Consider the following 25,993-nt stretch of genomic DNA (forward strand, 5'->3'; position numbering starts at 1 on the left):
TGCTATTACCTATACATTAATAATAAGGATTAATTATGACCATTCGTGAATTTAAAAGCTTACCTGAAGCCAGTCAAACTTACCCTAAAGTCATTAGGTCATTGCTACCTGTCGTTGGTGGTAATAAAAAAGCTAAGAAAAACGTATTACCTGAAGCCACTTATACAGTAAATGAGCTAAAAGTTAATAAGACTAACTTACAAAATTATCGCCGTATTTGTGGTTTTGCTGACAACGGTCAAATTCCTCCTACTTACTTTGCAGTGTTGTCCCAGTCTTTACAGATGAATATGATGGTAGATGAGGCTTTCCCATTTGCTATGTTGGGCTTGGTACACGTGGCCAACTCAGTCACCCAGCATCGTCGTATCGCTGATTCAGAAGTAGTGTCTATGCGAGTCAGTTTTGCCAACCTACGTGATCATGACAAAGGCAAGCAGTTTGACTTTGTGACTGAAGTTTATAGTGAAGAAGAATTGGTTTGGGAAGGCACATCGACTTATTTATCTCGTCAAAAAACTGAGAACTCAGATGGTAAGGACAGTAAGCCAAAAACAGTTAACCAAAAGCCTACCGCTGCTAAAGATGACTTACATAGTATCTTTGCAGTACCAGAAGATATTGGGCGCCGTTATGCCAAAATCTCAGGTGACTTCAACTTAATTCATATTCATGCAGTAACTGCTAAAGCCTTTGGTTTCCCAAAAGCCATTGCTCATGGTATGTGGTCAAAAGCCAAGTGTTTAAGCTTAATGGATTTGCCAGAAGCATACACTGTGGACGTGGCTTTCAAATTACCGATTCTTCTGCCATCAGAAGTTGAGTTAATTGGGGATAATTTGAAGAAGCTGCAGCAGTCTGGCACTGTTGAATTTGACTTGTATAGTGCCAAAAATGATAAGCCACATCTGGCAGGTACTATCAAAAAACTGTAAGCTTTAAAACGATAGCAAGATAAACTATCATTGTGATATTTATTAGAATTCAGCTAAGGCTTATTGCTTTGGCTGAATTTATTACGTTTTTAAGGGAAAGAATATGGCCAATGAGGTTGAAACAACAGCAGAGCGTACCGAAACTCAGCAACAACAAGCAACATCGCTACAAGCTTCGTTAGAGCAAGTGTTAGATAATGCTAAGTTTCCAGATGCCAATACGGTAGTAACGGGCAAATTGTCTCCAGAAAAAATTACTAAAATTGCGGAAGCAGGTATAGAGCACATCATCAATCTACAGCCTGACTCTGAGCTGACCTTTGATGAAAAATCAGCGGTAGAAGCAGCTGGCATTCATTATACCCATTTGCCTATTTCAGGGGCTAATGATCTAAAGCAAATCAATCTGTTGGAGTTTGATAAAGCGTTACGTACCCATCATGGCAAAAAAACGTTACTTCATTGTGGCTCAGGGAACCGTGTAGGGGCTTGTATCGCCTTACGTGCTGGGTGGCTACGAGGTCGTAAGATGGATACTGCCTTGGAGCGTGGTAAGGAGCATGGCTTAGAGAGTCTGGAAGAAGAGGTTCGCATGCGTTTATTGGTGCCTCGCTAATAACGGGTCTTATTAATAGTGGGCTGGCTATCATTTGCCAAATGAACACTTTATCGCCTGCACATTTTTGTTTTTAATATTTAATTTTTAGAGTTAGCATATGGATAATCTGCAAGCACAATTAACCCAGCTTATGAGAGATTTACAATTAGAGGACGCACCAGCAGGCGGCTCTGTGGTGGTTTATCATAAGGGAGAATTGATTGCACAAGCCAATGCTGGCTACGCCGTACCTGACACCCCATGGGATAAAGATACTTTGTCGCTGAACTTTTCTACTGGAAAAGGGGTGTTGGTAACGCTGATTCATATCCTAGTGTGTAATGGCTTATTGGACTATGATCAACCATTGGCACACTATTGGCCAGAATTTGCAGCAAATGGTAAGCAGGACATTACTTTACGCCAAGTGCTAACCCATCAAGCAGGGCTATTCAATATTCAATCCGTTACCGATACCGCAGAAGATATGGTTCATTGGCACCAGATGTTGAGTAGAGTTGAAGCCATGAGCCCTAGAGTCCCAGCCAATCAGCAGGCGACAAGTGCTTATAGTGCCTTGGTCTCCGGCTGGGTATTGGGAGGTTTGATAGAGAAGGTAACCAATCAGACATTAAATGAAGTTATCGATGAATATTTGGCAAAACCACTGGGTATTGAAGGCAGTCTTTATTTTGGGGTTCCTCAACAAAAGCTGACGGATGTGGCCACGCTCACTAAGAACTTTGAACACTTCGAAACTTTCATTGGGGTAAAAGAGGACTCACAGTCTGATCTCTCTGCCCCTAAAAAAAGAAGTGCTAAGCCAAAGCTACGCTCTGATAATGAACAAACTTTGCAAATCTATCAAAATTTGATGGCTTATCCGTGCTGGCAGGCCGCTATGAAACAACAAGCAGGCTCTGAGCAACAAGACCAAGCTAGTAATAAAGCGATTTTAAATACCTTGGATATTGCCAATTTATATTTTGATATGAGTAGTATCCAAATGCAGGACTTCAAGTATGCTTTAGTTCCTGCTGGCCGCTCAGGCTTTAATTACTATACTGCCGACGCATTGATGGCAAAAATACCTGCAGCAAACAATGTGGCTTCAGCTGATGCATTGGCTAAGATGTATGCCATGCTTGCCAATAAAGGGCGCTGGCAAGGCAAACAGCTCATCTCTGAGCAAGTATTTCAGCAACTATCGCAAATTAATGTCAAAGGTCCAGATGCCATTATGCCCGCAGCTGATCCGCACAGCATGCAGTGGCGTCTGGGTTATCATAGAGTTTTTAGTCGTTGTTATAGCAGTGAGGAGCTTAGCTCTGCCTTTGGCCATATGGGCTATAATGGTTCAGTGGCTTGGTGTGATTTTGAACGAGAGCTTGCTGTGGCATTTGTGCATAACTACGATGTGGTTATGAGTACCGATATTCGCCAGTTTGCGATTACCGAGACCATTTTGCAATGGCTTGATCAACAACAATAGTTGGTGGTTTTATTCACTCACAAGTTTAAGTTACTTTGTTCCAGTAGACAGCTTCATCAATAGCGGCGCGGTGACTCCATGGATGAAGATTGAGCCAATCACTACAATGGAACAAATAATCCATAAGTCGCTGGCCTCAGAGGGGTCAAAAACGCCCTTATTTAGCGCGTAAGCCAAATAGTAAAAAGTACCAATACCTCGTATGCCTAAGCTTGCAATGGCAAAGCGTTCTTTATGAGGTAAATTCAATCCTGCTAATCCAATCCAGCCTGCGAGGGGACGTACCAATAGCAGGATAAGCAGACTCACAGCATAAACCTGCCAAGTCAGCTCTACGCCAGAGCTGAGTCCTTGACCCAGTGCCATCCCAAAGATAACCAACACCAATGACATCAATAAACCTTCAGATTGCTCGGCAAAGTCATGTAACTCTTCATGATAGTCGTGCCCATGTTGGGTGCGTCTAAAAGTAAATGCCGCCACAAAGACTGCAATGAAGCCATAGCCATGGATAAATTCAGCCAGCCCATAAGCCAAAAGGGTAATGGCAATGATCACATAGCCTTGTGACAGGGCTGTCTCTTTGGTTCTGTTAGAAAAGACAATACGTCCAATTGTTTTTCCAACAGCTACGCCAATAACTAAACCTGCTGCAATCCGCCAAATCACATCCATGGTAAACCAATCAAGTAGTAAGCTTGAGGTTATCTTATCGGTGCTAGTAAATTGTTCTGCAATCTTGATAGCAAGGTAAACAAAAGGGAAGGCAAGACCGTCATTAAGCCCCGCCTCTGAGGTCAATGCAAATCGAGGTAAGTCTTCTCCATCACCATTAGGCGGTCCCACTTGAACGCTTGAAGCCAGTACAGGGTCGGTCGGTGCCAGTACTGCGCCAAGTAGTAGGGCTGCGCCTAGGCTCAAACTAAATATATAATGACCCAATGCGGCCATAGCCACGATACATAACGGCATGGTTATCAGCAACAAACGTATGGTGGGTCGCCATCTTTGATATTTTAAAGGGGTATCAAGCTTAATACCTGCGCCAACCAATGATACTAAGACAACCAATTCACAAAGTTTTTCAACAAACGTGCCATTATCAATAGGACTTAAAAAAGGAAAGCTGGTCCATAAGTAGCCTATAGTCAGGCCTAATATAACCTGCAACATAGGTAAGGAGAGTGGCAGTCGCTTTAAAAAATAAGGGGCGAATCCTCCTAATAAAAAGGCAAAGCCGCAAACTAATAAGAAATGGTTATAGTTTTCTATCATATTGATCCGATTGCTTTAGGAGGAGGGTTAATAATTTTTTATCTTCCTAAAAAGGCAAGTTGCACCCTATATCTACAGGTAGGTTGGGCTAGAGTAGAACAGCTATTTTAGGGGGAGATACGATTATTTTAAGGGAAGACACAGTTATTTTAAGGGCGGATACAATAAATTATAAAGTATCAAGGAAAGCTATGATGAAGGAATAACCAATAAAAACCGTTATTTTTTAGTTAATGAAAAACAAATAAGTTTTGTGATTTGGTAAATTCACAATCTTGAAAGGGAGAAACTGACTGTCAGTGTCTGGTAGTAAGCTATAACAGGTAACGTATGAAAAGTGAGGGGTACTGGGCATGAGTAGTAAAAAAAGCACGCCTGCCCACAACGCTTAGCAACCACTACAGAATGTTTTCAACCCCCTGTTGTGGCGGTAAGGGGTCTGACACTCGCCCAGTCAGTTCCAATTGTTATTGTAGCAAATAAGGGAAGGTTAGAGGCGTGTAATAGGGCCTATTGCACCAAATCTATTTGCCAATTATTGGCTTGAATAACAAGATTTAATTTGCGTAACTTCATGGACAAATCATCGGCTTGCTTCTGTAGGGCTGACACAGAGACCATTACCTTCCATTTTATTTCGCGGGGGCTATAACGGGCAGCTTCGTTACTGGCCATATCAATGGCGTCGATTAAAAGTTTATGACGCATCTCTAATTCATCTCTTTTATTTAATAGGCTCAATAGCGATTCACCTTCGCTGGTTTGACTCAAAGCATTGGTGCGGTGAATTTTCTCTATTAGTAAGGCAAGCTCGGTGATGACTTGATTGGCTTCAATGATGAGCGCACTGGGATCTTCGTTTGGGGTATCACCGTCTTGCACTTTTACATTATTGGCAATGCGTGCTTTTAATTGAAATAGCTTTTTTTGTAAATCACTTCGGATCAATAATGCTTCTGCGAGCTTCATGGCATTTCCTGTTTAATAGGTGATAGAGGTTCTATATTCTGTATAAAGAGCAAAATGCTCACTCTACAAGAGGATGACTTTACAGGACACTGACTCTATAAATTAAGCGTTTTTTATAGGTCATAAAAATAATATGTTTTAAGCATCAAAAAAGCCAGCCGAAGCTGACTTTTTTATAATAACAATGATTTACAGTTTAACGCTCAACTTGACTAACATCACGTACAGCACCGGTATCGGCACTGGTAGTCATAGCAGCATAAGCACGTAAAGCTTGGCTCACATGACGTTCGCGGCTAACCGGCTTCCACGCTTGGCTACCACGGGCTTCCATTTCCTCTCTACGTTTTGCCAATTCATTTTCAGAGATTTCAAGATTGATACTACGGTTAGGGATATCAATATGGATAGTATCACCTTCTTCAACCAATCCAATAGCACCGCCTTCAGCGGCTTCTGGGCTGGCATGACCGATTGATAGACCCGAGGTACCCCCAGAGAAACGACCATCGGTTAATAAGGCACACTCTTTACCCAAACCTTTTGATTTTAGGTATGAAGTGGGGTAGAGCATCTCCTGCATGCCTGGACCCCCTTTAGGTCCTTCGTAGCGGATAATGACGATATCCCCAGCTACAACCTTATCGGCCAAAATCGCCTCGACGGCATCATCTTGTGATTCAAACACACGAGCACGACCGGTAAACGTTAAGATGCTGTCATCAACACCGGCAGTTTTTACCACACAGCCACGTTCAGCAATATTACCAAATAATACTGCTAGACCGCCGTCAGTAGAGTAAGCATTATCGACAGAGCGGATACAGCCAGACTCACGGTTTAGGTCAAGGTTAGACCATGCTTTGTTTTGAGAGAATGCTTGCGTGGTACGTACCCCACCTGGTGCTGCGATGTATAAATCACGAGCAGTTTGATGGTTTGGATGGTCAGTATTCATCACATCCCACATCTCTAAAGCTTCTTGTAGCGAGCTACTATGAACAGTAGGAATATCCGTAGTCAATAAACCTGCACGATTTAGCTCTGCTAAAATACCGAAAACACCCCCTGCACGGTGTACGTCTTCCATATGGTATTTCTGAGTCGCTGGCGCAACTTTAGATAAGCAAGGTACGCGGCGGCTTAATTGATCGATGTCTGCCATTTTGAAATCTACTTCAGCTTCATGAGCCGCAGCCAATAAATGCAGAATGGTATTGGTCGAACCGCCCATGGCAATATCTAAGCTCATGGCGTTTTCAAAAGCGGCCTTAGTAGCGATAGAGCGTGGTAATACTGAGTCATCATCTTGCTCGTAGCGACGCTTGGCTAGATCTACAATGCGGCGTCCTGCTTCTAAGAATAGCGCTTCACGCTTGGCATGAGTGGCAAGCAATGAGCCATTACCAGGAAGCGATAAACCTAAAGCTTCAGTCAAGCAGTTCATCGAGTTGGCGGTAAACATACCGGAGCATGAGCCGCAAGTAGGACAGGCTGAGCGTTCAATTTCTAATACATCAGCATCGCTAACATTGTCATCAGCGGCATCAATCATCGCATCAACTAAGTCTAGTTTACGAATCGCTTTACCATCTTCATTAACAGGCGCATCTAAATTGTGGCTAGGAGCAAGATCGGATGCCAATACCTTACCGGCTTCCATAGGGCCCCCTGAAACGAAAATCACAGGAATATTAAGGCGCATAGCGGCCATCAACATACCTGGGGTAATTTTGTCACAGTTTGAGATACAAACTAAGGCATCAGCACAATGCGCATTGACCATATATTCAACAGAGTCAGCAATTAAGTCACGACTTGGTAGCGAATAAAGCATACCACTGTGACCCATGGCAATACCGTCATCAACAGCAATGGTATTGAATTCTTTGGCAACACCGCCGACTCTTTCAATCTCTCTTGCTACCAATTGTCCCATGTCTTTTAGGTGGACATGACCTGGAACGAACTGAGTAAATGAGTTGGCAATGGCAATAATGGGTTTGTCAAAATCACCATCTGTCATACCTGTGGCGCGCCATAAAGCACGAGCACCTGCCATATTACGGCCTGAAGTTGAGGTCTTAGAGCGGTATTGCATACAACATCCTTTTTATCTTTAGAGGTTCATTTACTATCGGCTATTGTAACCTATTAATCCGATTTTGGTTAAAGCAAATAAGATTGTCTATCTATAACCTAATCTTATGATTTATTGGGTTAAATTGCTATACCAATCTTTGGCTAATAGCCTCTTGCAAATTAGTAATATGGGACTTGTTATCTTCTAATAAGGCCAAAGCGGCCAAGCCGAATTCACCAGGTAATAGCTGATACTCTGGCAGCTGTGGAATTTCTATCCAATCAGGGTCAGCGGTCATGATAAGGGGTTTACTGCCTTTATTAAGCACAAAGATATCACCATAAAAGTGCCAGTCTTGCATTGAGGCTTGTATGGCCTGATCAGCTGTCGTGGTATAAACAGGGTCATAATCTTTAGCAGTATTGGTAAACTTTAATCTTAGGGCAATTTGTAGCCGCTCGCAGAACATAACCAGAGTCCCAGTGATTTTTACCATCCAAGGAGTAGGAACTAGTGCAGCGTCTATACCCAGTAGCTCAGCCGCTTGTTGTGCTGACATTGGGGTTTGAAACTGTTTTAACAGACTGCCGGTTAAAGGATGAAGCTGTTTTAGCTCCTCAGATAGGGCATCATGGTGATAGATAAATGGCAGTAATTGATCTTGAGTCACTGACTTATCAACGATTTTGCAATTATGAACTTGCCAGGGCGTCTCTTTATCACTTAATAACTCATTTAGTATTAAGGTATTAGGATCGGCAAGCAAGCTATTGGTCACAGAGTTCTGATTGGCTTCATCGGCAGGTACAGACTCTAAGGTTGCCGTAGCATTGGGATCAGTATATTCAGGGGAGGATATTGGTGTCCTAAAGCTTGTATCTGAAGTCATAGCTTAGTTCTCATGATGAGTAAATTTATTATTTATTGATAGGGTTTAGTTTAATATCGCCTGCAAGACGTTGCTGAATGTTCGACAGCAATTGCTTGGTTACTGCTAAGTCACTGATTGGCGTTTCTGATGTCGCAGCTAAGTCAACAAAGTCTTCAAGTTTTAACATCTGCATGCCGGCATAGCCACAAGGATTAATGGCGTTAAACACTGCTAAGTCACAGTTTAAATTTAGGGCAATGCCATGATAACTAAAGCCATGTTTAATTTTAAAACCTAGGGAAGCTATTTTTCCTAGCATCAAGTCATCGTTATTGTATATATATACTCCAGGGGCATCGCGCCGGGATTTGGCATAAAAGCTTTTCTCGTGTGAGTCCTGAGTTAAGGCGCTGTTCAAGACATCTTCAATACTTTGTTCAGCATGAGATACCATATCACGGACTGACCAGTTGGCTGCATTTAAATCAATAAGCCAGTACAGCACCAGTTGCCCTTTACCATGCCAAGTCACTTGACCGCCGCGATCAGTATGAATGATTGGCGTATCTACCTGTTGTAGAATATGTTCCTCTTTGCCTGCCTGACCTAAAGTATAAACATCGTTATGCTCAACTACCCATAGCTCATCTGGAGTAATTATGCCTTGTTTCTTCTGCTCAATTCGGGACAGAGTAGTATTTAGCATGGCATCATGAGTGCTTTCATAGTCAGCGTTTAATAGGGTACGCAGAATTGGAATATTATCTGGGCTAGTATTGTTATTCATTTTTAAAACAGCCATAATCAACAAATGTTTTGTTTTAGGGGTTAATTACCATTAATGATGGTGATAATGTTAACTCACTATGATAACTAAAAAAGGCAGAGATTGGGGTAAGTTTCTTCCAATCAAACACAGCATGTATGTGTAAAATTTTCAATTTTTATTGTTTGATCTATTTCCTAACAGCGCACAATATAAATTAAAATCTTATAAAAAATACGCTGTAATATAGCTCTATTTTACTATTTGAACCATTATGCATTTAGGTATAAATTTTATCTAACAAAAAGGAATTGCTGCTATGAAAGCTTCTAGAAATTTACGGAAAGCTGTAAAAAATAAAAATATTGTTATCACGGGTGGGTCCAGTGGGATAGGTGAGAGTACTGCCTATTTATTAGCAGAAGCTGGAGCCCATGTGATCCTAATTGCTCGCTCTTTAGATAAGTTGGAAGCCGTCCAAGCCAAAATTACAGCTTTTGCGGGTAAAGCCAGTGTGTATAGCTGCGATTTGACCGATATGGAAGCTATCGTTAGTACTGCAAATCAGATTTTAAAAGATCACAAACATGTTGATATCTTAGTCAATAACGCTGGCCGCTCAATTCGTCGTTCAGTGGATGAGTCACTTGATCGTTTCCATGATTTTGAGCGTACTATGAGTATCAACTATTTTGGAGCGGTAAAGCTGGTGTTAGAGTTTATCCCAGGTATGCTAAAGCGTAAAAGAGGTCAGATCATTAACATCTCCTCTATTGGGGTGCTAGCCAATACCCCGCGTTTCTCCGCTTATGTTGCCTCAAAAGCAGCCCTCGATGCGTTCAGCCGCTGTGTCGCTGCTGAAGTAAAAGGTAAGAAGGTTCATTTAACCTCTATTTATATGCCTTTGGTACGTACTCCCATGATTGCTCCAACTAAGATGTATAACTATATGCCTGCGCTAAGCCCACAAGAAGCTGCAAACTTAGTGGCTAAAGCTATTATCGAAAAGCCGGTGAGTATCTCAAGCAACATGGGCCGATTTGCTTCAGCTACTTATTCTCTAGTGCCAAAATTTAACCTTGGTATTCAGTCATTGGGTTATCGTATCTTTCCAGATTTTAAAACTGCTAAAAGTAAAAAGGCCAAACCTAATTTACTACAAAGAGGCTTTGCCCGAATTTTGCCTGGTGAACCTCATTAAATACTTATCTAGTAAAACCTACCTAGTAAAACCTGCTAAATAATTAATAGCACAATTAAAGGATTAATTGTGCTATTTTTATATTCGCTCACAAGTTAGGTCATATTTTTAACAGATATATCGACGTAGGTTGTAATCCTGTGAGGTATAACTGCTATGTTTTAAATTGAATAGATAGTTAAAAATATGTCAGCCTTGGTGAGTTAAATAAAAATTAATAATGACGCAATCATAAGGATGTTTGAATGAGTCAAAGTATCATTACCACAAAAGAGCAGTTAACCGCTCAGTTTGAACATATGCACAAACTGAGCCGTAAGCGTCCAATTAATTCATGGACGGATAGAGAGGCTTTACTTGAAAGTTTAGAAGCCATGTTATCTGAAAATAAGCAAATTTTTGCTGACTCAATTAGTCAGGATTTTGGTCATCGTAGTAAAGATGAGACCAATTTCGCGGAATTATTTCCAAGCTTCCATGGGATTTCTCATGCCAAGAAAAATGGAAAGTCTTGGATGAAAACCCGCCGTGTGCCCATCTCTACTCTCTATAAACCTGCCCATAATGAGATCCAGCCTCAACCTTTAGGGCTGGTAGGAATTATGGTTCCTTGGAACTATCCTTTGTTCTTGGCTGTGGGTCCTATGATTGATGCGCTGACTGCTGGCAACCGTATTATGATTAAGATGAGTGAATCGGCGCCCCTATTTGCAGAAGCCTTTGCCGAAGCGGTTTCTCGTCATTTTTCATCTGATGTGGTGTCTGTGGTAGTCGGGGAAGTGGATTTGGCTGTGGCTTTTAGCGCCTTGCCTTTTGACCATCTACTTTATACTGGCTCAACCAACGTGGGCAAACAAGTTATGGCTGCTGCTGCTCCTAACTTGACGCCTGTGACTTTAGAGTTGGGCGGAAAATCTCCAGTTGTTATAACGGACGAAGTGAATTTAGAAAATGCAGTCAATCGAGTAATGATGGGTAAGACCTTAAATGCGGGTCAGACCTGTATCGCCCCTGATTATGTATTGATTAACTCTTCACTGCACAGTAGATTTGTTAAATTAGCAAAGGAGTGGGTAGAAAAACATTACCCAAATATAGCCAATAATGAAGACTACACCCACATTATTAATGACAGTCAATATAAGCGGGTTAAAGAGTATTTAGAACAGTTACCTAACGAGCAAGTGGTTCCATTGACCAACGTTGCAGCCAATGCAGAAACTCGTTTAATGCCGCCAGTGATTGTCCTAAATCCTGATCCAGAGAGTGAAGTAATGCAAAATGAGCTTTTTGCACCCATCTTACCTCTAGTACACATTAATGGGTTGCGTGATGCGGTTGAGTTTGTCAACAGTCGTCCACGCCCGTTAGCCTTATATGTCTTTGGTGAGAACAATGATGATATTGAGTACGTGCGCAATTACACTGTTTCAGGTGGGGTAGCCGTCAATGAGGTCATTATGCATGTGGCCCAGCATGAATTACCTTTTGGTGGTGTGGGTCATTCAGGAATAGGCGCTTATCACGGAAAAGCAGGTTTTGAGCGCTTAAGCCATATGAAACCGGTCTTTGTGCAGTCCAAATTTAATGCGATGAATATCATGTTACCTCCTTATAGTGATCTGTTTAGAAAAGGACTCAAGTTCTTAACCAAATAGTTCACTGCTAAACAACAGTTCGCTAATCTATTTGTAAACCAAAAATTTTATTAATAAAGGCCCTTCTAAAATATTAGAGGGGCCTTTGCTTTATTAAAACTACACTCTGTATTGGTAATTTTAAGTAAAGTACGGTATAACCAATAAAGGTGATGCTTTTGATCATTTACCATAGTTTTTACCACAATAATAAAAATAGGTATTATTTTGCGTCCATATAACTCACGTAAACATCGCTCTGCCAAACATTATTCCTTTTTAGGCCTGTTAGTGTTGTGTCTCTCGCTGTGGTCGTCACCCGTTATGGCCGCTTGTGGTGCGGGCGATGGCAAGCCGGTAAAGTTTGGTTCTTTAACTTGGGAGAGTGGCCAATTTATTTCTTCAGTACTGCAGACTATTGCAGAGAAGGGCTATGGCTGCGAAACTGAGTTGGTACCCGGTACTGGGCCAGCCTTAGAGACCGCATTGGCGCAAAATGACATACAGGTCATTGGAGAGCAATGGGTTGGGCGCTCGCCGATTATGGAAGAGGCGATTGCAGCAAATAAGGCCGCTGTCATAGGTGATACCTTACAGGGCGGGGCCACCCAAGGTTGGTATGTACCCAAATATGTGCTTGAGGACAATCCTGAGCTTAAAAGTTATCAAGATTTACCTAAATATGCCCCTCTATTTACCGATCCTGAAAACCCCTCTAATGCCCGGTTTTTAAACTGTCCTACCGGTTGGACCTGTGAAGTATTTAATACCCATTTGCTCAAAAATTTAGGTTTAACCACCCCAAACAGTCAAGGGGTTAAGTTTAATAATGTTCACCCTGGTACAGGTGCAGCACTAGATGCTGCCATATCTTCTGCCTTTGAGCAGCGTAAGCCGTTGCTGTTTTATTATTGGCAGCCCACCGGTCTTATGGCCAAATATGACTTTGCCGAGATTCCTTTTCCCAAGCACGATGAGCAGTGTTGGGATGAGCTCCTTGATGCAGGAAGTCAGACTAAATGCGTTTCAGGTTTTCCGGTATCGAATTTGGGGGTCGCAGTTTCTACCCCTTTCCTAGGCAGTAATCCAGAGTTGGCCACTGCTTTTAAAAAAGTGCAGTTCACCCCCGATATCCTAAACGGGGCCATCTTACAGATGAATGAGAGCAAACGCAGTGGGGAAGAACAAGCCGAACTGTTTTTGCAACAAAACCCACAGCTGTGGCAGCATTGGCTAACGCCTGAAGCGGCACAAAATTTAGCCAGTGCGCTTAATGTGTCTTTAGAAGGCTCGGATAGCTCCTTAAATAATCAGTCAGGACAAGCTGGTATAAATAGCAACACTAGCGCCGGCTTTAGCTGGTTCCCAGAATGGTCGTTTGAAAATCAATTAAATAACTCCCTTAGCTACGTAGTCCAAAATTTCGGTGAGGTGTTCCGTTCTATTAGTCAACTTACTTTAACCTATCTACTATTGCCGATAGAGAAGCTGATGCATATCACGCCGCCATGGCTGATTATTGGCCTAGTAGCACTGCTTGGCTGGCTAGCCACTCGTAAGCTTTGGTTTGCAGTTACATGCGCGATTGGGCTATTTTTAATCGGTGCTTTTGGACTGTGGTCAGCTTTAGTACAGACTTTGGCACTGCTAATTGTTTCGGTAATTGTGACTATGCTGATTGGCATTCCTATGGGGATTTTGATGGCCGGCAGTAACCGTCTGCGTCGAGTGGTGACACCAGTATTAGATGTGATGCAGACCATGCCAAGCTTTGTCTATCTAATTCCTGTGCTTATGCTGTTTGGTATCGGTAAAGTACCAGCGTTATTTGCCACCGTTATCTATGCCTTACCGCCACTGATTCGTTTGACCATGCTGGGTATAAAGCAAGTGCCTCATGAGATGGTAGAGGCAGGTCGCTCTTTTGGTAGCAATCACAAACAGCTACTGATTTGGATTAAACTGCCGCAAGCGTTGCCTAGTATTATGGCCGGCATTAACCAAGCGGTTATGATGTCTCTGTCGATGGTAGTATTGGCTTCAATGATTGGTGCGCCAGGGCTTGGAGAAGATGTCCTGCAGTCCATTCAGACCCTAAATATTGGTCAAGGTTTACAGGCCGGGACGGCGATTGTAATTATGGCCATTATTATTGACCGTATTACTCAAGCCTTTGGTCAAGGGCGACGGGCGCGCGATGAATTGCGACACTCAAACCACAGCCATAAACAAGCGCCCTAAGCTACTTTATAGCCCTATTAACACCCTTTTATTTTACCCATTTAGCAAAAGATGATGCCATGAGCCACATTCGATTAGAGAACGTCAGTAAGGTCTTCGATGCCAATGTCAGCGAGGCCGCCAAAGTGCTTAAGCTATTAGAGCAAGGCATGAGTAGTGGTGAGGTGCGAGAGCAGACCGGCTATTCAGTGGGATTGTATGATATAAATCTAAGCGTTGAGGTGGGAGAGCTGCATTGCATTATGGGGTTGTCAGGCTCCGGTAAGTCTACCTTGATTCGTCATATCAACCGACTCATTGACCCCACCCAAGGTAAAATCTGGATTGATACTCAGCATAGTGTGGGCACGCCTGATTATTTAGATAGCGCTGAACGACTGCCCGATCAATCCAGAGTCATTAATGTGTTAAGTTTACGCGACAAACCGCTACAGAAATTTCGTCAAAATAACGTTAGTATGGTATTTCAACACTTTGGTTTGGTGCCACACATGACAGTGATTCAAAATGTGGCGTATGGACTTCGTGTGCGTAAAATACCTAAATCTGAGCGTCATGAGATAGCGCGGCATTGGTTGTCTGAGGTAGGGCTAGAGGGCATAGAGAGCAGCTATCCTGACGAGCTGTCAGGGGGTATGCAGCAGCGCGTTGGTCTGGCACGTGCCTTGGCTGTGGATACGCCCATCATCTTGATGGACGAGGCTTTTTCAGCACTTGATCCGTTAATTCGAGGTCAATTACAAGACCAACTACTTGAGCTACAGCACAAACTGAATAAAACCATTGTATTTATTACCCATGATATTGACGAGGCGATTAAGCTTGGCAGCCGCATCAGTATCTTAAATGGCGGACGTTTGGTGCAGACAGGTACGCCGCAGCAACTACAAGATAACCCTGCTGATGCTTATGTTGAGCGCTTTATGGTGACCAAAGGCTAGGGTGTTATTTAAATAATATAAGTTTAAATAATATAAGTTTTGAGAAAATCGAAATTTTCGAAGAATAAAAGAGGTTAATTACGATGAAAATATCCTATAAAACCTTCTTTAACCTTATCGCTATCACGGCGATAGGGACGTTTAGTTCAGTAGGCGTAGCAAAAGAGATTAAACCCATTAAGTTTAATCAAGGCAGTGTGTTGGGTACTGCAAGTGGTCAGATTCCATCAGGCAAGCAAGATACTTGGTATCAGTTTAAGGCCCAAAAAGGACAGTATGCTGTGATTAATCTGCTGCCGAAAGTAGGTTCACCTGAGACGGCCAATGTCGGCGTATTATATATGCCTTCCAAGCAGCAAAATGGGGGTAAGGGTGGCATCGTGTATCAAGGCTGTCTTCCTGAGGATGGCAAATATAAATTACGTATTGCACGCAATCTAATGGCTACTGAAAACAAGAACGCAGGGTATCAAGTAGAAGTGGTTATTTTGCCGCAGTATGCCAGTAAAGAGTTGTGTGATTAACACAGAAGTAAACCAAAGCAGGTCTCATAAACATCTAGATTAAAGCCGTTCAACACATCGCGCTATTAAAACCTATCTAATCTTTCAATTACCACAAATCACCCTTTGTAATTATCATTAATCGTCTCCATTATAGGCCTATAGACTAACTGTTTATAACTATAAATCGCTTAAGAAAAATAGCCTAAGCATATAAAAAAGGTACAGCGCTCATGTCACACTCAGCCCCAAAAAAACTCGCTAATAAGCGCCCCCAATTAAAACGAATCGTACTATTGACGGGCTTTATTGTCGCCAGTGGCACCCTGCTACCTGCCTGCGGCAAGGTGGCTCAAGATAACAGTGCTAAGTCTACAGCTGAATCCTCGAACACAGGCATTACTGACAGTCGTGACATGCTGCCAAGTGATGTGCTGAATCAATTAAAAGATTTACCTCAATTGACCAAAGGTTTGGGGGACAATGGCGCCGCAGTACTAGATTCTAATAAGCCGACCTTGGTGAAGTTTTGGGCAAGTTGGTGTCCCTTATGCTTAGGCACGCTTGAAGAAACTGAAACGTGGCGAAAAGATGCTGCCTTTGCTGGATTAAATGTAGTGACAGTTGCCAGTCCTGGGCATCTTAACGAAAAAGAAGCGACAGACTTTAGCCAGTGGTATGCAGGCGTACAGGCAGATTATACTAAATTGCCGGTGTTAATGGATAGCTCGGGTAACTTAATTAAACAGCTGGGGGTTCAGGTTTACCCCAGTTGGGCTATTTTCGATAAGCAGGGCAATCTAGTTCGCCTAATTAAAGGTAATTTGACCGAAGAGCAGGCCTTTGCTTTGGCGCAAAATGCAGGTAATGACTTTGCAGCACTAAAAAATAGCACTGCTAAGCCGAATCAAACAGGCGTAGATAGCACAGCGAGTGCCAAGTCTGATAGCCCAAAAAATAAAAATGGGGTCTATTATAACTCTGATGGTGCGCCCATTAATACCAAGACTATTTATTTGGCTGGTGGCTGCTTCTGGGGTTTAGAAGCTTATATGGAGCGTGTTGATGGGGTAGTGGATGCCATTTCTGGTTATGCCAATGGCAATCCAAAACTGGCTGACCCAAGTTATGAGCAGGTGATAGCCGGATCTGGTCATGCCGAAACGGTTAAAGTGGTATATGACGCGGATAAAATCGATTTAGAGACTGTTTTAAAATACTATCTTCGAGTTATCGATCCGACCAGTTTAAACAAACAAGGCAATGATCGAGGCGTCCAGTATCGCACTGGTATTTATTATACCGATGAGGCTGATAAAGCAGTGATTGATAAGGCGTTACAGTCAATTGAGACTAAGTACACTAAATCGATTGTTGTCGAGCATCAACCGCTACAAAACTTCTCTTTAGCAGAAGAGTATCACCAAGATTATTTGGCGAAAAACCCCAACGGCTACTGCCATATCGATTTAAGTATGGCAGATGATAAGTTAGCGTCTACCAATAAAACACCAAAATTGGCACCGGCTACCACTGTAGCAGAAGCACTGAACCCAAAACGTTATGCTAATTTTGATAAAAATGCGTTAAAAAACACCTTAACCAAGTCGCAGTATGATATTACTCAAAAGGCGGGTACCGAGCGTGCCTTTAGTCATGAGTATGATCATTTATTTGCCCCTGGTATCTATGTTGATGTGGTCAGTGGTGAGCCGTTGTTTTTATCGACTCATAAGTATGACTCAGGCTGTGGTTGGCCTAGCTTCTGGCAACCTATTGCGCCAGAGGTAATTACTGAGCACAAAGATACCGCCTACAATATGGTGCGTACTGAGGTACGCTCTCGAGTAGCCGACTCTCATTTAGGGCATGTATTTAATGATGGGCCAAAAGACAAGACCGGTCTTCGCTACTGTATTAATGGCGGTGCCTTACAGTTTATTCCGGTCGATAAGATGCCGCAGTCAGGATACGGTGTCTTTGTAGACCAAGTAGCGGTAAAATCCGCCAAATAAAAAATAGCCTATCTGTGCAGTGTTAATGACCAGCGATATAAGAAATACAAGAAACTGATTTATGAATTTGTCCTTTAAACGTTTGCAAACCGACTCACTGTTAGTGTTGTCGGTCTTTATTGTTGCTTCTTGCGGCTTAGCTTATGAGCTTATCGCTGGGGCGCTGGCAAGTTATGTGCTGGGCGATTCGGTATTGCAGTTTTCTACCATCATCGGTACCTATTTATTTGCTATGGGTATTGGCTCGCATCTTTCAAAGTACGTGCCTGAAGATAAGGTTTTACAACGCTTTATTGAAATTGAGGTGTTGGTAGGACTAATCGGTGGGTTATCTGCCATTGGACTGTTTTTAGCTTTTGCTTGGTTGCCAACCTTCAAGACCATTTTATACGCCCTAGTGGTGTGTATCGGCACCTTAGTGGGTATGGAAATCCCACTGGTGATGCGTATTTTTAACTCACAAAAACAAGCTTTTCATGAGTTGGTTAGCCGAGTACTGACCTTCGACTATCTGGGGGCTTTGGCGGTTTCACTATTATTTCCTTTGGTGATGTCACCAATGCTTGGTTTGGCCCGATCAGCGGTGCTGTTTGGGATATTGAACGTGTTGGTAGCAGGCTGGACCGCTTGGCACTTCTATCCTAAAGTAGCGTTAATGGACGCTGAAGGCTTAAGCGCTGATGAACAGCAGCAACAGCGTGTAAATCATGCCAAGATTAGAAGTCGGCTGATTGTGCGTATTTTGGTGGCGATGGTACTGCTGCTGACAGGCTTGATTTTTGCCGATCGTTTGGTGGGATTATCGGAACAAAAATTGTTTAAAGCACCAGTCGTTTTTTCTACAAATTCTCCTTATCAACGTTTAATTGTCACTGAGAAAAGTGGTCATTTACAGCTGTTCCTAAATGGCAATTTGCAGTTTTCTACCCGAGATGAATATCGCTACCATGAGGCTTTAGTGCATCCTATTATGCAGAAGCTTAGTAATAGCACTCGAGCGACTAAGCCTAAATTAAAGGTACTTATTTTGGGTGGCGGAGATGGGATGGCAGCGCGTGAGGTGCTAAAGTATAAGGCAGTGGATCATATTACATTAGTAGATTTAGACCCTGAGATGACGCAGTTTTTTGCTGAATCTTCTAGATTTAAAAAGCTAAATAACGACTCGCTAAATAGCTCAAAAGTGAGTGTGATAAATGCCGACGCTTATAAGTGGCTTGAAGCAAATAATGAGGTTTATGATGCCATTATTATTGATTTGCCCGATCCCTCACACTACAGCTTAGCCAAATTATATTCTGAACCTATGTACCATATGGTGAAAGACCATTTAACCGCAGAAGGATTGATGGTAGTGCAGGCCACTTCGCCTTATTATGCCCCAAAATCCTTTTGGTCAATTGATAAAACCTTGCAGGTTTCTGGGTTTAAGACCACACCATATCATGCGTACGTGCCTTCATTTGGGGAGTGGGGATTTATAGTGGGTAGCCCGAACACCTCCTTTACGCCGCCCGCACAATATGACTTGCCCATGAGGTTTTTAACCCCTTCAGTCAGCCGTGAGATGTTTACGTTCCCGCCGGATATGCAGCCAATTGAAGTGGAGCCAAACACTTTAGATAAACAAATACTGGTGCATTATTATGTACAAGACTGGTCTGATGAGTAATGGCTCTGAGGATGACCTCATACCGAATAAAGTCAGCATAGAAATACAATAAAGCAGAAATAGAGTAAGTAAAACAAACACGGTTATAACGTCGCAAAACCCAATGCTAGTAAGGAATATTCGGTGGTATTTATTAGCAATAGTGGTCTGGGATGATAACCGCAATAAAATCAACGCACTGAAATCAAGTTAAGTGAGTCAATGAAAAATAGCCTAAGCAATAAAAACAGCTCTAATGCCACTGCAACCAATCGACAATCGAGTTCACAGGATAACCCTATGACTGGCAAGCACATTTTGGCAGAATTTTGGCAGTGCCAGTGTGACCCTCAGCTATTAACAAGCTCACAACCTTTACTTGGACTATTAACCGAAGCTGTAGAGCAGGCGGGACTAACCTTAGTAGGGCATGCGGTGCATGAGTTTGAACAGCATGTAAATCAAGGCAGCAATGACAGTAATGATAGTGAGTTTAACTCACAACAAAGCAACCAAGCTCAAACCAGTGGAGTAACCTTAACGTTACTGCTTGCCGAGTCCCATTTATGCTTGCACACTTGGGGGGAATATCAGACGGTGACGATGGATGTGTATGTGTGTAATGTAGCCAATGAAAATAGCTCAAAGGCCGATTCGTTATTTAACGCTTGTTTGCAGTTGTTTAAGCCCAGCCAATATCATGTTAACAGTGTGTCTCGCCAGCATAAGATTCCCAACAACTTTCAACACTAAATACTTGAAATTACTCTATTATGTTATAGAGGGTTTAAGTCTTAAAACAAACTTAGAATGCACAGTTGCTTAAGTTTCAACGGCAATGTTAAGCTGTAAGTAATTTAACCCTTTATAAGTAAAAGCTTAGGACATAATACATGCAAAATTTTGACAGTTTGCAAACGGAGCTGCTTTACTACGCCTTCTATTTTGGTGGCAGTGTGGTGATGTTGGTTTTATTCGCTATTATCTATATGGCGATTACCCCTTACGATGAGATTGCATTGATTCGTAAAGGCTCAGGGGCAGCCGCCTTAAGTTTTGGTGGAACCATTATTGGCTTCTCACTGCCGCTTGCTGCGAGTGCTATCTATAACACTGGCTTCTTACCCTTTGTCATTTGGAGTGTGGTGGCGATGTTGGTACAGATTGCTGGCTACTTTGTTATGGTAAAAGTGATTGGCAATGTACCAGAACATATTAGGCTGAATAATATGGCAGTGGGTGGATTACTGGGTATTACTGGCTTGGTACTGGGTATTATTAACACCGGCATATTGTCATAACCTCTTTAAAAATCAAGTTTATAAATCAAGCTTTGAACATTTATAAAAATTTAAATATACCTACAAATTAAAGGATAAAAATCATGGGTCTTAGAAGTTTTATTAAAAAGCAATTTATTGATGCCATCGAATGGGATTGGCAAGATGATGATGTACTGATGTGGAAGTTTCCTATGGCGGATAATGAAATCCAAAATGGGGCTTCTTTAACCGTCCGTGATGGTCAGGTAGCCGTTTTTATTAATGAAGGTCAAATAGCAGATGTATTTACTGCTGGCCGTTATGAGTTGACTACCGAAACTTTGCCGGTAATGACCAACTTAAGAAACTGGCGTATGGGTTTTGACTCGCCATTTAAGTCTGACGTGCTATTTTTTAGTACTCGCTTGCAACAAGGCCGTAAATGGGGCACCACTCAGCCGGTAACAGTGCGTGATTCAGATTTTGGTATGGTTCGCCTACGTGCCTTTGGTATGTATTCATACAAAATTAATGATGTTACTCAGTTTTATCAGACCATTACAGGAATGAATGACAGCTACCGTGCCGAGCAAATTGAGCCACAGCTGCGCAACTTAATAGTTTCAGATTTAGCGTCAGGTCTGGGTCAAAGCCAAGTACCTTTTATTGATTTGGCAGCCAACCAAGGTCTAATGGCCGATGAGATCAAAAAAGAGCTACAACCAGATTTTGCTAAATATGGTTTATCGGTTGAGTCTTTTGTGGTTGAAAACGTGTCACTACCTGTAGAGCTACAAAAAACCTTAGACAAGCGTATTTCAATGGGCATGATTGGCGATATGGATGCGTATACCCGTTATCAAGCAGCAGAAGCTATCGAGCATGCGGCCAAGAATGAAGGGGGTATGGCAGGTATCGGCGCTGGTCTTGGTGTGGGTATGAACATGGGTCAAGTGATGAGTGAGGCAATGGCTCCAAAAGCTCAGCCCCAACAACACTCTCAATCAGCGGCAGCGCCAGAAGCAGCACCGATTGACTTTACTGCTAAGCTTAGTCAGTTAAAAGCGCTACTTGATCAAGGTTTGATTAGCCAAGAAGATTATGACGAAACAAAAACTAAAATTCTGACTCAGTTGTCTAAATGACCGATAAATCCAACCCGTCTTATAAAGATAATCCGGCTGCGCCCAAGCTGCCCAGTAACTTCAATGTATTGACGTTTACTGCCGCTTGTCCTTCTTGTGGCGCGCCGGTAGAGTTTGCCTCGCCAGGCTCAGTGATGGCAGTGTGTGAATACTGTCAGACTACGGTGCTGCGCGATGGTGATGCCCTTAAGGCTCAAGGTAAGCAGTCACTGACTATTGAAGACTATTCTCCGATTCAAATTGGCAGTGTTGGCAGTATTGACGGCACTGACTTTGCGGTGATTGGTCGGGTGCAGCTGCAATATGGTCAGGGTGTATGGAACGAGTGGTATTTACAATTCGCTGATGGCCTTATTGGTTGGCTATCCGAAGCGCTAGGTCTGTACGCTTTAACCTTGGGAGAGGGCGAGCAAAGCAATTTGCCTGCCTATGATAACTTAGCTATCAATGACAGCATTAGCTTCGATGGGGTGAATTATCAGGTTAGTGATAGACGCGAAGCTTATGCCATCGCTGGCGAGGGCGAACTGCCCTTTATCGTGGGTGAGGGTTGGCAGACTTGGGTTATTGATGCCCGCTACAAACGCAAGCTGATAAGCTTAGACTATGCCGAGTCGGGTAGCGGTCAGTCGCCTGTAGTGCATCAGGGTGAGGCCATTGATTTTGCTGCCCTGAACTTTCAGCTGCTTAAAGATGACAGACAGCTTAATGAGCAAGTGAGTGTCAATCAAGCCGGTGCTATGGGGCAAAGAGATTCTCAAAGCAAGGCCTCAGGCAATAGCGTTAAGATTAGCAAAATTGAATGTCCCAACTGTGGTAGTCCAATACCCTATGTGGCAGGCGCTACTGAGTACTTGGTATGTCCTGCCTGTCATAGTGAAAGTAAACTGACAGGAAGTACTGCTGAGCTTATTGCCATGCATTCTACGATGCATCACTTTGACAGCAGTTTACCGTTAGGAGCAAAAGCACGAATCCCAGCAGAAGATATTGTTGGGGTAAGTGAGTTTGCCTTAACTGAAAGTGATCGAGCTACTGCAGCGCAAGGTTATCATGATTATGTGGTCATCGGTATCATGCGCTTGCAAGAGGTGGGAGAGTTCGCTTCTTGGACGGAGTATCTGCTATACAGCTTAACCGACGGCTTCTTATGGTTATCTGAGGAGTCTAGAGGTTGGTTTGTAGCGAGAGTATTAAGTGAGATGCCGGTCTCTGAACGAGGCCAGCTTCACTATGATGACAGACAATGGCGTCAAGTAGATTCTGGCTATCGCAACCGTGTGACCTTTGCGATGGGCGCTTTTAACTGGCAAGTTAAAACCGATGATAGTGATCTGTTAATCGACTATACCTCTGGTGATGAGGTTATTACCTCTGAGCAGACTGAGCGTGAGATTACCTATACCCATGCCATGCCTTTGCCTTATCACAAGCTTGAGCAGTGGTTTGGGAGTTACCTTCAGACTGAAAATGCTCATGAGCGCAGTGGCTTTAGCGAACAGGGTAGCCTTAAAAAAATGCTCACCTGGCATGCCATTTTGCAAGTCGCGGTATGGCTACTGGCAGGCGGTTCGATTATTGTTGGTATCATTGGCGCTATCTTAATTTACATTATCTACTTCAGAGCCAGTGAAGCTGAAAAAGACTATGTGAGTGCCGAGGTCGAAACTGGTCCTTTTAATTATCACTCGGCAGGTACTCAAGGTATCTCTGTGGTGATTATTGCACTGGCATTAATTGTGAGTTTTATGATGGGGGTGGCTTCTAAGCCGTCACCCACTGGCCCAAATCCTGATGAAGAATCCGCTACACGAGGCGGTGGTGGTATTATTATTATCCCAGGAGGTATGGGCGGCGGAAATAATAATAATGGGGGTAGCGGTCGTACTGGCTATAGCTCAGGCGGCGCTCACAAATAATAATCATAAATAAAATAGCCATTACTCATTGATTTGAATAATGGCTTCAGTGATTTAAAAACGTTCAATATATTGCTTATATAAAGACTCTGCATGTGCTAGCGAGGCCTGGTTGTTAATCATGGCCTTGATTTTGTTTGTTGATTCTTTATCCTCGGTAAGCTTTGACAACACATAATATCTTTCAAGCGCTTCAGGCTGAGTGTCTTTTAAATTGCTAATCAGCTTATATATTGAGTTTGGCTTGGTGTATTCAGTCTTAAAAGAACCCTGATAGTCATTAAAGATAATAAACAGCTGAATGTCGTCGACTAATTCTGGATATTGCTTAGCCTCTTTGGCGTTTAATACAGGTTTAAGGTAATCTGACACATTGGTTCTGGCATTATCAATAGAATAATCAAAATACTTATAAATAGACTGGGTGTGAGGGTTAAAAGCTTTCGCGTCCTGCATTAGTCCCTTTAGACCTGCCTTAAATTGAGTGATATCAGTAATAACTGCAGTATTAGAGGTCACTTGCGACACTTTGATATTGTTAACACTGGTAAAGATAAGGAGCTGGTGATAGTCTCTCACTGCTTTGACATTGCCCAATTTAGCGGCCGCCTCAATGTGTGATGCGTGCAGCTTTAAATAGTTCTCTTTAGGTTCAGGCAGCTCATAAGCGCCACGTAAAGCGTTACGTAACAGCTCAGCCATAATCATATGCTCATCAGCGCTCAGCTTGCCATTTGATTGATACTTATCTTTTAGGGCAATGTATTTATCAATTGAAGGCTGCTTTTCACGTTCAGAGGTGTATTCTCTATGCGCTTCATCAATGGCCATAAGGGCAGAGTTACACCCGCCAATACTTAGTGTTGATAAAATTAATGTGGATAATAAAAATTTCTTTTTCATAGTTTTTCTTTATAGGTGGTCGTTATAGTTTTTTTAATTTATTCGGATATATTTTAAATTGAATTAACTTTTTAAATGCTGCCCTAATTTTAGAGTAATTGCTAGTTGATAAGCGGTCTGAGCCACATTAGGATAGGCTCCAGCTAGAATATTATCTAGCTTATCAAGTTTTTGAATGCTGGGTAGGGCAATGTCAAAGGGCGAATTATCAAAGCAGTTTGCAGCGCCTATATCACGGTCCACACTTCCACATATAGCGATGACAGGGAGTTCTGGATTAATGGCTTTAGCGCGTAATGCTACTCCACTGGCTACTTTACCCATAGCCGTTTGGGCATCAATTTTGCCTTCTCCGGTAATGACCAAGTCGGCTTTGGCTAAGTGCTTGTCTAGTGCTACCACTTCAGCAATGGTATCAAATCCTGATTTTAACTCAGCTTGGCAATAAGCCATTAAGGCGAAGCCTAAGCCACCTGCCGCACCAGCACCTTCAATACAGCTACAATAGTCGTCACTGACATTATAAGCATGGGTCACAGCAGCAAAATGAGCAAGAGCTTTATCTAAAATAAGCACCTCATCGGAGGTCGCTCCTTTTTGGGGGCCAAAGACATGACTGGCGCCAGTAGGGCCGCATAACGGGCTGGTTACATCGCAGGCTACGGTAATTTTTATACCAGACAAAAGATCGTGAAGGGTTTGATGGTCAATGCTGTGTAGCTGACTGAGGTTACTGCCACCCGGCTTTAGTGCATCGCCGGTAGCGTCTTGTAATTTAACTCCCAATGCTTGAAGCATGCCAGCGCCCGCATCATTGGTGGCGCTACCGCCCAAACCGATTAGGAGGTCTGTCGCACCTTTACCAATAGCATCAGCAATCATTTCACCCACACCAAAACTACTGGCAATCAACGGGTTACGTTCATCTGACTTTAATAAGTGCAGGCCACAAGCCTCAGCAATTTCAATGACAGCTACAGCCTCTGCGGTAAGAAAATACTTTGCAGTAATCGGCCGCATCAAGGGGTCATGCACTTGAACATGTTGCCAGTGACCGTCTAACACATAAGATAAGACACTTGAGGTACCTTCACCGCCATCAGCGAGGGGCAACAAAGTGTAGTTAGCCTCCGGATAGACTTGGCTGAAGCCTTGTTTAATAGCATTGCAGACGTCGATGGCTTCTAGGCTTTCCTTAAATGAGTCTGGTGCGATTAGGATATTCACGATTCAGATGAAGTTTCTTCTGGATTTTGCTCATTGCTAGACTCTTGTTCTACTTCTTCACTTTCACTATCAGCATCTTCATCAAAAGCAGCATCAAGAGCCTGTTGCACCGCTTCGATACGCGCTTGGCACACTTTATAAGCAGCTATAGATTGCTCAACCGTATCCATTAAGTTGTCAATGTCCGGCTCATTTGAGCTTTGTAGTTCTTCGGCATTGGTCTTTAGAATTTGATAAGCAGCTTTAAAGGTTTTTGGTGCTGTCTTTTTGCGGGTACGTGTGGCCATAATATAATCCTTATAATAATTAAATTAATTGTGAGAAATAAAGGTTAGGCTAATAAAGTCAAATAGGGGAAT

Annotated in this window: 22 protein-coding genes; 14 read left to right on the forward strand and 8 right to left on the reverse strand. The window is 42.7% G+C overall.

The window, feature by feature from the left end; all coding sequences use genetic code 11:
- Positions 1 to 35 precede the first annotated feature (35 nt).
- From B3S92_RS11990 to B3S92_RS12000, 3 genes are all read left to right on the forward strand, one after another.
- Positions 36 to 935, forward strand: a complete 900-nt coding sequence (locus tag B3S92_RS11990; protein WP_296206489.1) for a MaoC family dehydratase — start codon at positions 36 to 38, stop codon at positions 933 to 935.
- Positions 936 to 1,038: 103 nt separating this feature from the next.
- On the forward strand, positions 1,039 to 1,551 hold the full coding sequence (locus B3S92_RS11995) for a beta-lactamase hydrolase domain-containing protein (protein ID WP_296206492.1): 513 nt from the start codon (positions 1,039 to 1,041) through the stop codon (positions 1,549 to 1,551).
- 100 nt (positions 1,552 to 1,651) lie between these two features.
- Entirely contained in the window at positions 1,652 to 3,025 is a 1,374-nt protein-coding gene (locus B3S92_RS12000) for a serine hydrolase domain-containing protein (protein ID WP_296206494.1), read from the forward strand.
- Positions 3,026 to 3,055: 30 nt separating this feature from the next.
- Here B3S92_RS12000 and B3S92_RS12005 read toward each other — a convergent pair whose 3' ends face one another.
- The 5 genes from B3S92_RS12005 to lipB all read right to left on the reverse strand — a co-directional run bounded on the left by B3S92_RS12005 (position 3,056) and on the right by lipB (position 9,010).
- Positions 3,056 to 4,300, reverse strand: coding sequence for a cation:proton antiporter (locus B3S92_RS12005; protein ID WP_296206497.1), 1,245 nt, complete (start codon positions 4,298 to 4,300; stop codon positions 3,056 to 3,058).
- Positions 4,301 to 4,810: 510 nt separating this feature from the next.
- Positions 4,811 to 5,269 (reverse strand): DIP1984 family protein, encoded by a 459-nt coding sequence (locus B3S92_RS12010; protein WP_296206499.1) that lies wholly within the window; start codon positions 5,267 to 5,269, stop codon positions 4,811 to 4,813.
- Positions 5,270 to 5,465: 196 nt separating this feature from the next.
- On the reverse strand, positions 5,466 to 7,370 hold the full coding sequence (ilvD, locus tag B3S92_RS12015; protein ID WP_296206502.1) for a dihydroxy-acid dehydratase: 1,905 nt from the start codon (positions 7,368 to 7,370) through the stop codon (positions 5,466 to 5,468).
- Positions 7,371 to 7,497: 127 nt separating this feature from the next.
- Positions 7,498 to 8,241, reverse strand: coding sequence for a hypothetical protein (locus tag B3S92_RS12020; protein ID WP_296206505.1), 744 nt, complete (start codon positions 8,239 to 8,241; stop codon positions 7,498 to 7,500).
- A gap of 28 nt (positions 8,242 to 8,269) precedes the next feature.
- Positions 8,270 to 9,010, reverse strand: a complete 741-nt coding sequence (gene lipB / locus B3S92_RS12025) for a lipoyl(octanoyl) transferase LipB (protein ID WP_296206506.1) — start codon at positions 9,008 to 9,010, stop codon at positions 8,270 to 8,272.
- A gap of 298 nt (positions 9,011 to 9,308) precedes the next feature.
- On the opposite strand from lipB, the gene B3S92_RS12030 reads away from it, so the two are divergent.
- From B3S92_RS12030 to B3S92_RS12080, 11 genes are all read left to right on the forward strand, one after another.
- Positions 9,309 to 10,190, forward strand: coding sequence for an SDR family NAD(P)-dependent oxidoreductase (locus B3S92_RS12030; RefSeq protein ID WP_296206507.1), 882 nt, complete (start codon positions 9,309 to 9,311; stop codon positions 10,188 to 10,190).
- Between the two features lie 245 nt (positions 10,191 to 10,435).
- On the forward strand, positions 10,436 to 11,848 hold the full coding sequence (locus B3S92_RS12035) for a coniferyl aldehyde dehydrogenase (protein WP_296206511.1): 1,413 nt from the start codon (positions 10,436 to 10,438) through the stop codon (positions 11,846 to 11,848).
- Between the two features lie 303 nt (positions 11,849 to 12,151).
- Positions 12,152 to 14,068: a glycine betaine ABC transporter substrate-binding protein gene (locus B3S92_RS12040; RefSeq protein WP_296206552.1), complete on the forward strand. Its 1,917-nt coding sequence runs from the start codon at positions 12,152 to 12,154 to the stop codon at positions 14,066 to 14,068.
- A gap of 59 nt (positions 14,069 to 14,127) precedes the next feature.
- On the forward strand, positions 14,128 to 15,009 hold the full coding sequence (locus tag B3S92_RS12045) for an ATP-binding cassette domain-containing protein (RefSeq protein ID WP_296206513.1): 882 nt from the start codon (positions 14,128 to 14,130) through the stop codon (positions 15,007 to 15,009).
- A gap of 83 nt (positions 15,010 to 15,092) precedes the next feature.
- Complete coding sequence (locus B3S92_RS12050) at positions 15,093 to 15,533, forward strand: hypothetical protein (RefSeq protein WP_296206516.1); 441 nt, start codon at positions 15,093 to 15,095, stop codon at positions 15,531 to 15,533.
- A gap of 212 nt (positions 15,534 to 15,745) precedes the next feature.
- Positions 15,746 to 17,527, forward strand: coding sequence for a bifunctional peptide-methionine (S)-S-oxide reductase MsrA/peptide-methionine (R)-S-oxide reductase MsrB (gene msrAB, locus B3S92_RS12055; protein WP_296206519.1), 1,782 nt, complete (start codon positions 15,746 to 15,748; stop codon positions 17,525 to 17,527).
- A gap of 61 nt (positions 17,528 to 17,588) precedes the next feature.
- Positions 17,589 to 19,199: a polyamine aminopropyltransferase gene (locus B3S92_RS12060; RefSeq protein ID WP_296206521.1), complete on the forward strand. Its 1,611-nt coding sequence runs from the start codon at positions 17,589 to 17,591 to the stop codon at positions 19,197 to 19,199.
- Between the two features lie 201 nt (positions 19,200 to 19,400).
- A complete protein-coding gene (locus tag B3S92_RS12065) occupies positions 19,401 to 19,931 on the forward strand; it encodes an S-adenosylmethionine decarboxylase family protein (RefSeq protein ID WP_296206525.1) in 531 nt (176 codons plus the stop codon).
- Between the two features lie 140 nt (positions 19,932 to 20,071).
- Complete coding sequence (locus B3S92_RS12070) at positions 20,072 to 20,479, forward strand: DUF350 domain-containing protein (protein ID WP_077450379.1); 408 nt, start codon at positions 20,072 to 20,074, stop codon at positions 20,477 to 20,479.
- 83 nt (positions 20,480 to 20,562) lie between these two features.
- Positions 20,563 to 21,585, forward strand: a complete 1,023-nt coding sequence (locus tag B3S92_RS12075; RefSeq protein WP_296206529.1) for an SPFH domain-containing protein — start codon at positions 20,563 to 20,565, stop codon at positions 21,583 to 21,585.
- Entirely contained in the window at positions 21,582 to 23,504 is a 1,923-nt protein-coding gene (locus tag B3S92_RS12080) for a DUF4178 domain-containing protein (RefSeq protein ID WP_296206531.1), read from the forward strand. The genes B3S92_RS12075 and B3S92_RS12080 overlap by 4 nt, the downstream gene beginning before the upstream one ends.
- Before the next feature lie 54 nt (positions 23,505 to 23,558).
- On the opposite strand, the gene B3S92_RS12085 is transcribed toward B3S92_RS12080, so the two are convergent.
- The 3 genes from B3S92_RS12085 to xseB all read right to left on the reverse strand — a co-directional run bounded on the left by B3S92_RS12085 (position 23,559) and on the right by xseB (position 25,921).
- A complete protein-coding gene (locus B3S92_RS12085) occupies positions 23,559 to 24,407 on the reverse strand; it encodes a hypothetical protein (RefSeq protein WP_296206534.1) in 849 nt (282 codons plus the stop codon).
- A 63-nt stretch (positions 24,408 to 24,470) separates the two neighbouring features.
- Complete coding sequence (locus B3S92_RS12090) at positions 24,471 to 25,634, reverse strand: glycerate kinase (protein ID WP_296206536.1); 1,164 nt, start codon at positions 25,632 to 25,634, stop codon at positions 24,471 to 24,473.
- Complete coding sequence (gene xseB / locus B3S92_RS12095) at positions 25,631 to 25,921, reverse strand: exodeoxyribonuclease VII small subunit (protein WP_296206538.1); 291 nt, start codon at positions 25,919 to 25,921, stop codon at positions 25,631 to 25,633. The genes B3S92_RS12090 and xseB overlap by 4 nt, the downstream gene beginning before the upstream one ends.
- Positions 25,922 to 25,993 lie beyond the last annotated feature (72 nt).

This window comes from Psychrobacter sp. UBA3962, from assembly GCF_002385225.1.
GTDB lineage: Bacteria > Pseudomonadota > Gammaproteobacteria > Pseudomonadales > Moraxellaceae > Psychrobacter.

Excerpts from the sequence above, each read along its gene's own strand:
- B3S92_RS12005 (WP_296206497.1), bottom strand. The coding sequence starts at position 4,300 with ATGATAGAAAACTATAACCATTTCTTATTAGTTTGCGGCTTTGCCTTT.
- B3S92_RS12065 (WP_296206525.1), top strand. The coding sequence starts at position 19,401 with ATGAAAAATAGCCTAAGCAATAAAAACAGCTCTAATGCCACTGCAACC.
- B3S92_RS12075 (WP_296206529.1), top strand. The coding sequence starts at position 20,563 with ATGGGTCTTAGAAGTTTTATTAAAAAGCAATTTATTGATGCCATCGAA.
- B3S92_RS11990 (WP_296206489.1), top strand. The coding sequence starts at position 36 with ATGACCATTCGTGAATTTAAAAGCTTACCTGAAGCCAGTCAAACTTAC.
- B3S92_RS12040 (WP_296206552.1), top strand. The coding sequence starts at position 12,152 with ATGGCCGCTTGTGGTGCGGGCGATGGCAAGCCGGTAAAGTTTGGTTCT.
- B3S92_RS12070 (WP_077450379.1), top strand. The coding sequence starts at position 20,072 with ATGCAAAATTTTGACAGTTTGCAAACGGAGCTGCTTTACTACGCCTTC.
- B3S92_RS12030 (WP_296206507.1), top strand. The coding sequence starts at position 9,309 with ATGAAAGCTTCTAGAAATTTACGGAAAGCTGTAAAAAATAAAAATATT.
- B3S92_RS12080 (WP_296206531.1), top strand. The coding sequence starts at position 21,582 with ATGACCGATAAATCCAACCCGTCTTATAAAGATAATCCGGCTGCGCCC.
- B3S92_RS12060 (WP_296206521.1), top strand. The coding sequence starts at position 17,589 with ATGAATTTGTCCTTTAAACGTTTGCAAACCGACTCACTGTTAGTGTTG.
- xseB (WP_296206538.1), bottom strand. The coding sequence starts at position 25,921 with ATGGCCACACGTACCCGCAAAAAGACAGCACCAAAAACCTTTAAAGCT.
- B3S92_RS12085 (WP_296206534.1), bottom strand. The coding sequence starts at position 24,407 with ATGAAAAAGAAATTTTTATTATCCACATTAATTTTATCAACACTAAGT.
- lipB (WP_296206506.1), bottom strand. The coding sequence starts at position 9,010 with ATGAATAACAATACTAGCCCAGATAATATTCCAATTCTGCGTACCCTA.
- B3S92_RS12045 (WP_296206513.1), top strand. The coding sequence starts at position 14,128 with ATGAGCCACATTCGATTAGAGAACGTCAGTAAGGTCTTCGATGCCAAT.
- B3S92_RS12000 (WP_296206494.1), top strand. The coding sequence starts at position 1,652 with ATGGATAATCTGCAAGCACAATTAACCCAGCTTATGAGAGATTTACAA.
- B3S92_RS12035 (WP_296206511.1), top strand. The coding sequence starts at position 10,436 with ATGAGTCAAAGTATCATTACCACAAAAGAGCAGTTAACCGCTCAGTTT.
- ilvD (WP_296206502.1), bottom strand. The coding sequence starts at position 7,370 with ATGCAATACCGCTCTAAGACCTCAACTTCAGGCCGTAATATGGCAGGT.
- B3S92_RS12010 (WP_296206499.1), bottom strand. The coding sequence starts at position 5,269 with ATGAAGCTCGCAGAAGCATTATTGATCCGAAGTGATTTACAAAAAAAG.
- B3S92_RS12050 (WP_296206516.1), top strand. The coding sequence starts at position 15,093 with ATGAAAATATCCTATAAAACCTTCTTTAACCTTATCGCTATCACGGCG.
- msrAB (WP_296206519.1), top strand. The coding sequence starts at position 15,746 with ATGTCACACTCAGCCCCAAAAAAACTCGCTAATAAGCGCCCCCAATTA.
- B3S92_RS11995 (WP_296206492.1), top strand. The coding sequence starts at position 1,039 with ATGGCCAATGAGGTTGAAACAACAGCAGAGCGTACCGAAACTCAGCAA.
- B3S92_RS12020 (WP_296206505.1), bottom strand. The coding sequence starts at position 8,241 with ATGACTTCAGATACAAGCTTTAGGACACCAATATCCTCCCCTGAATAT.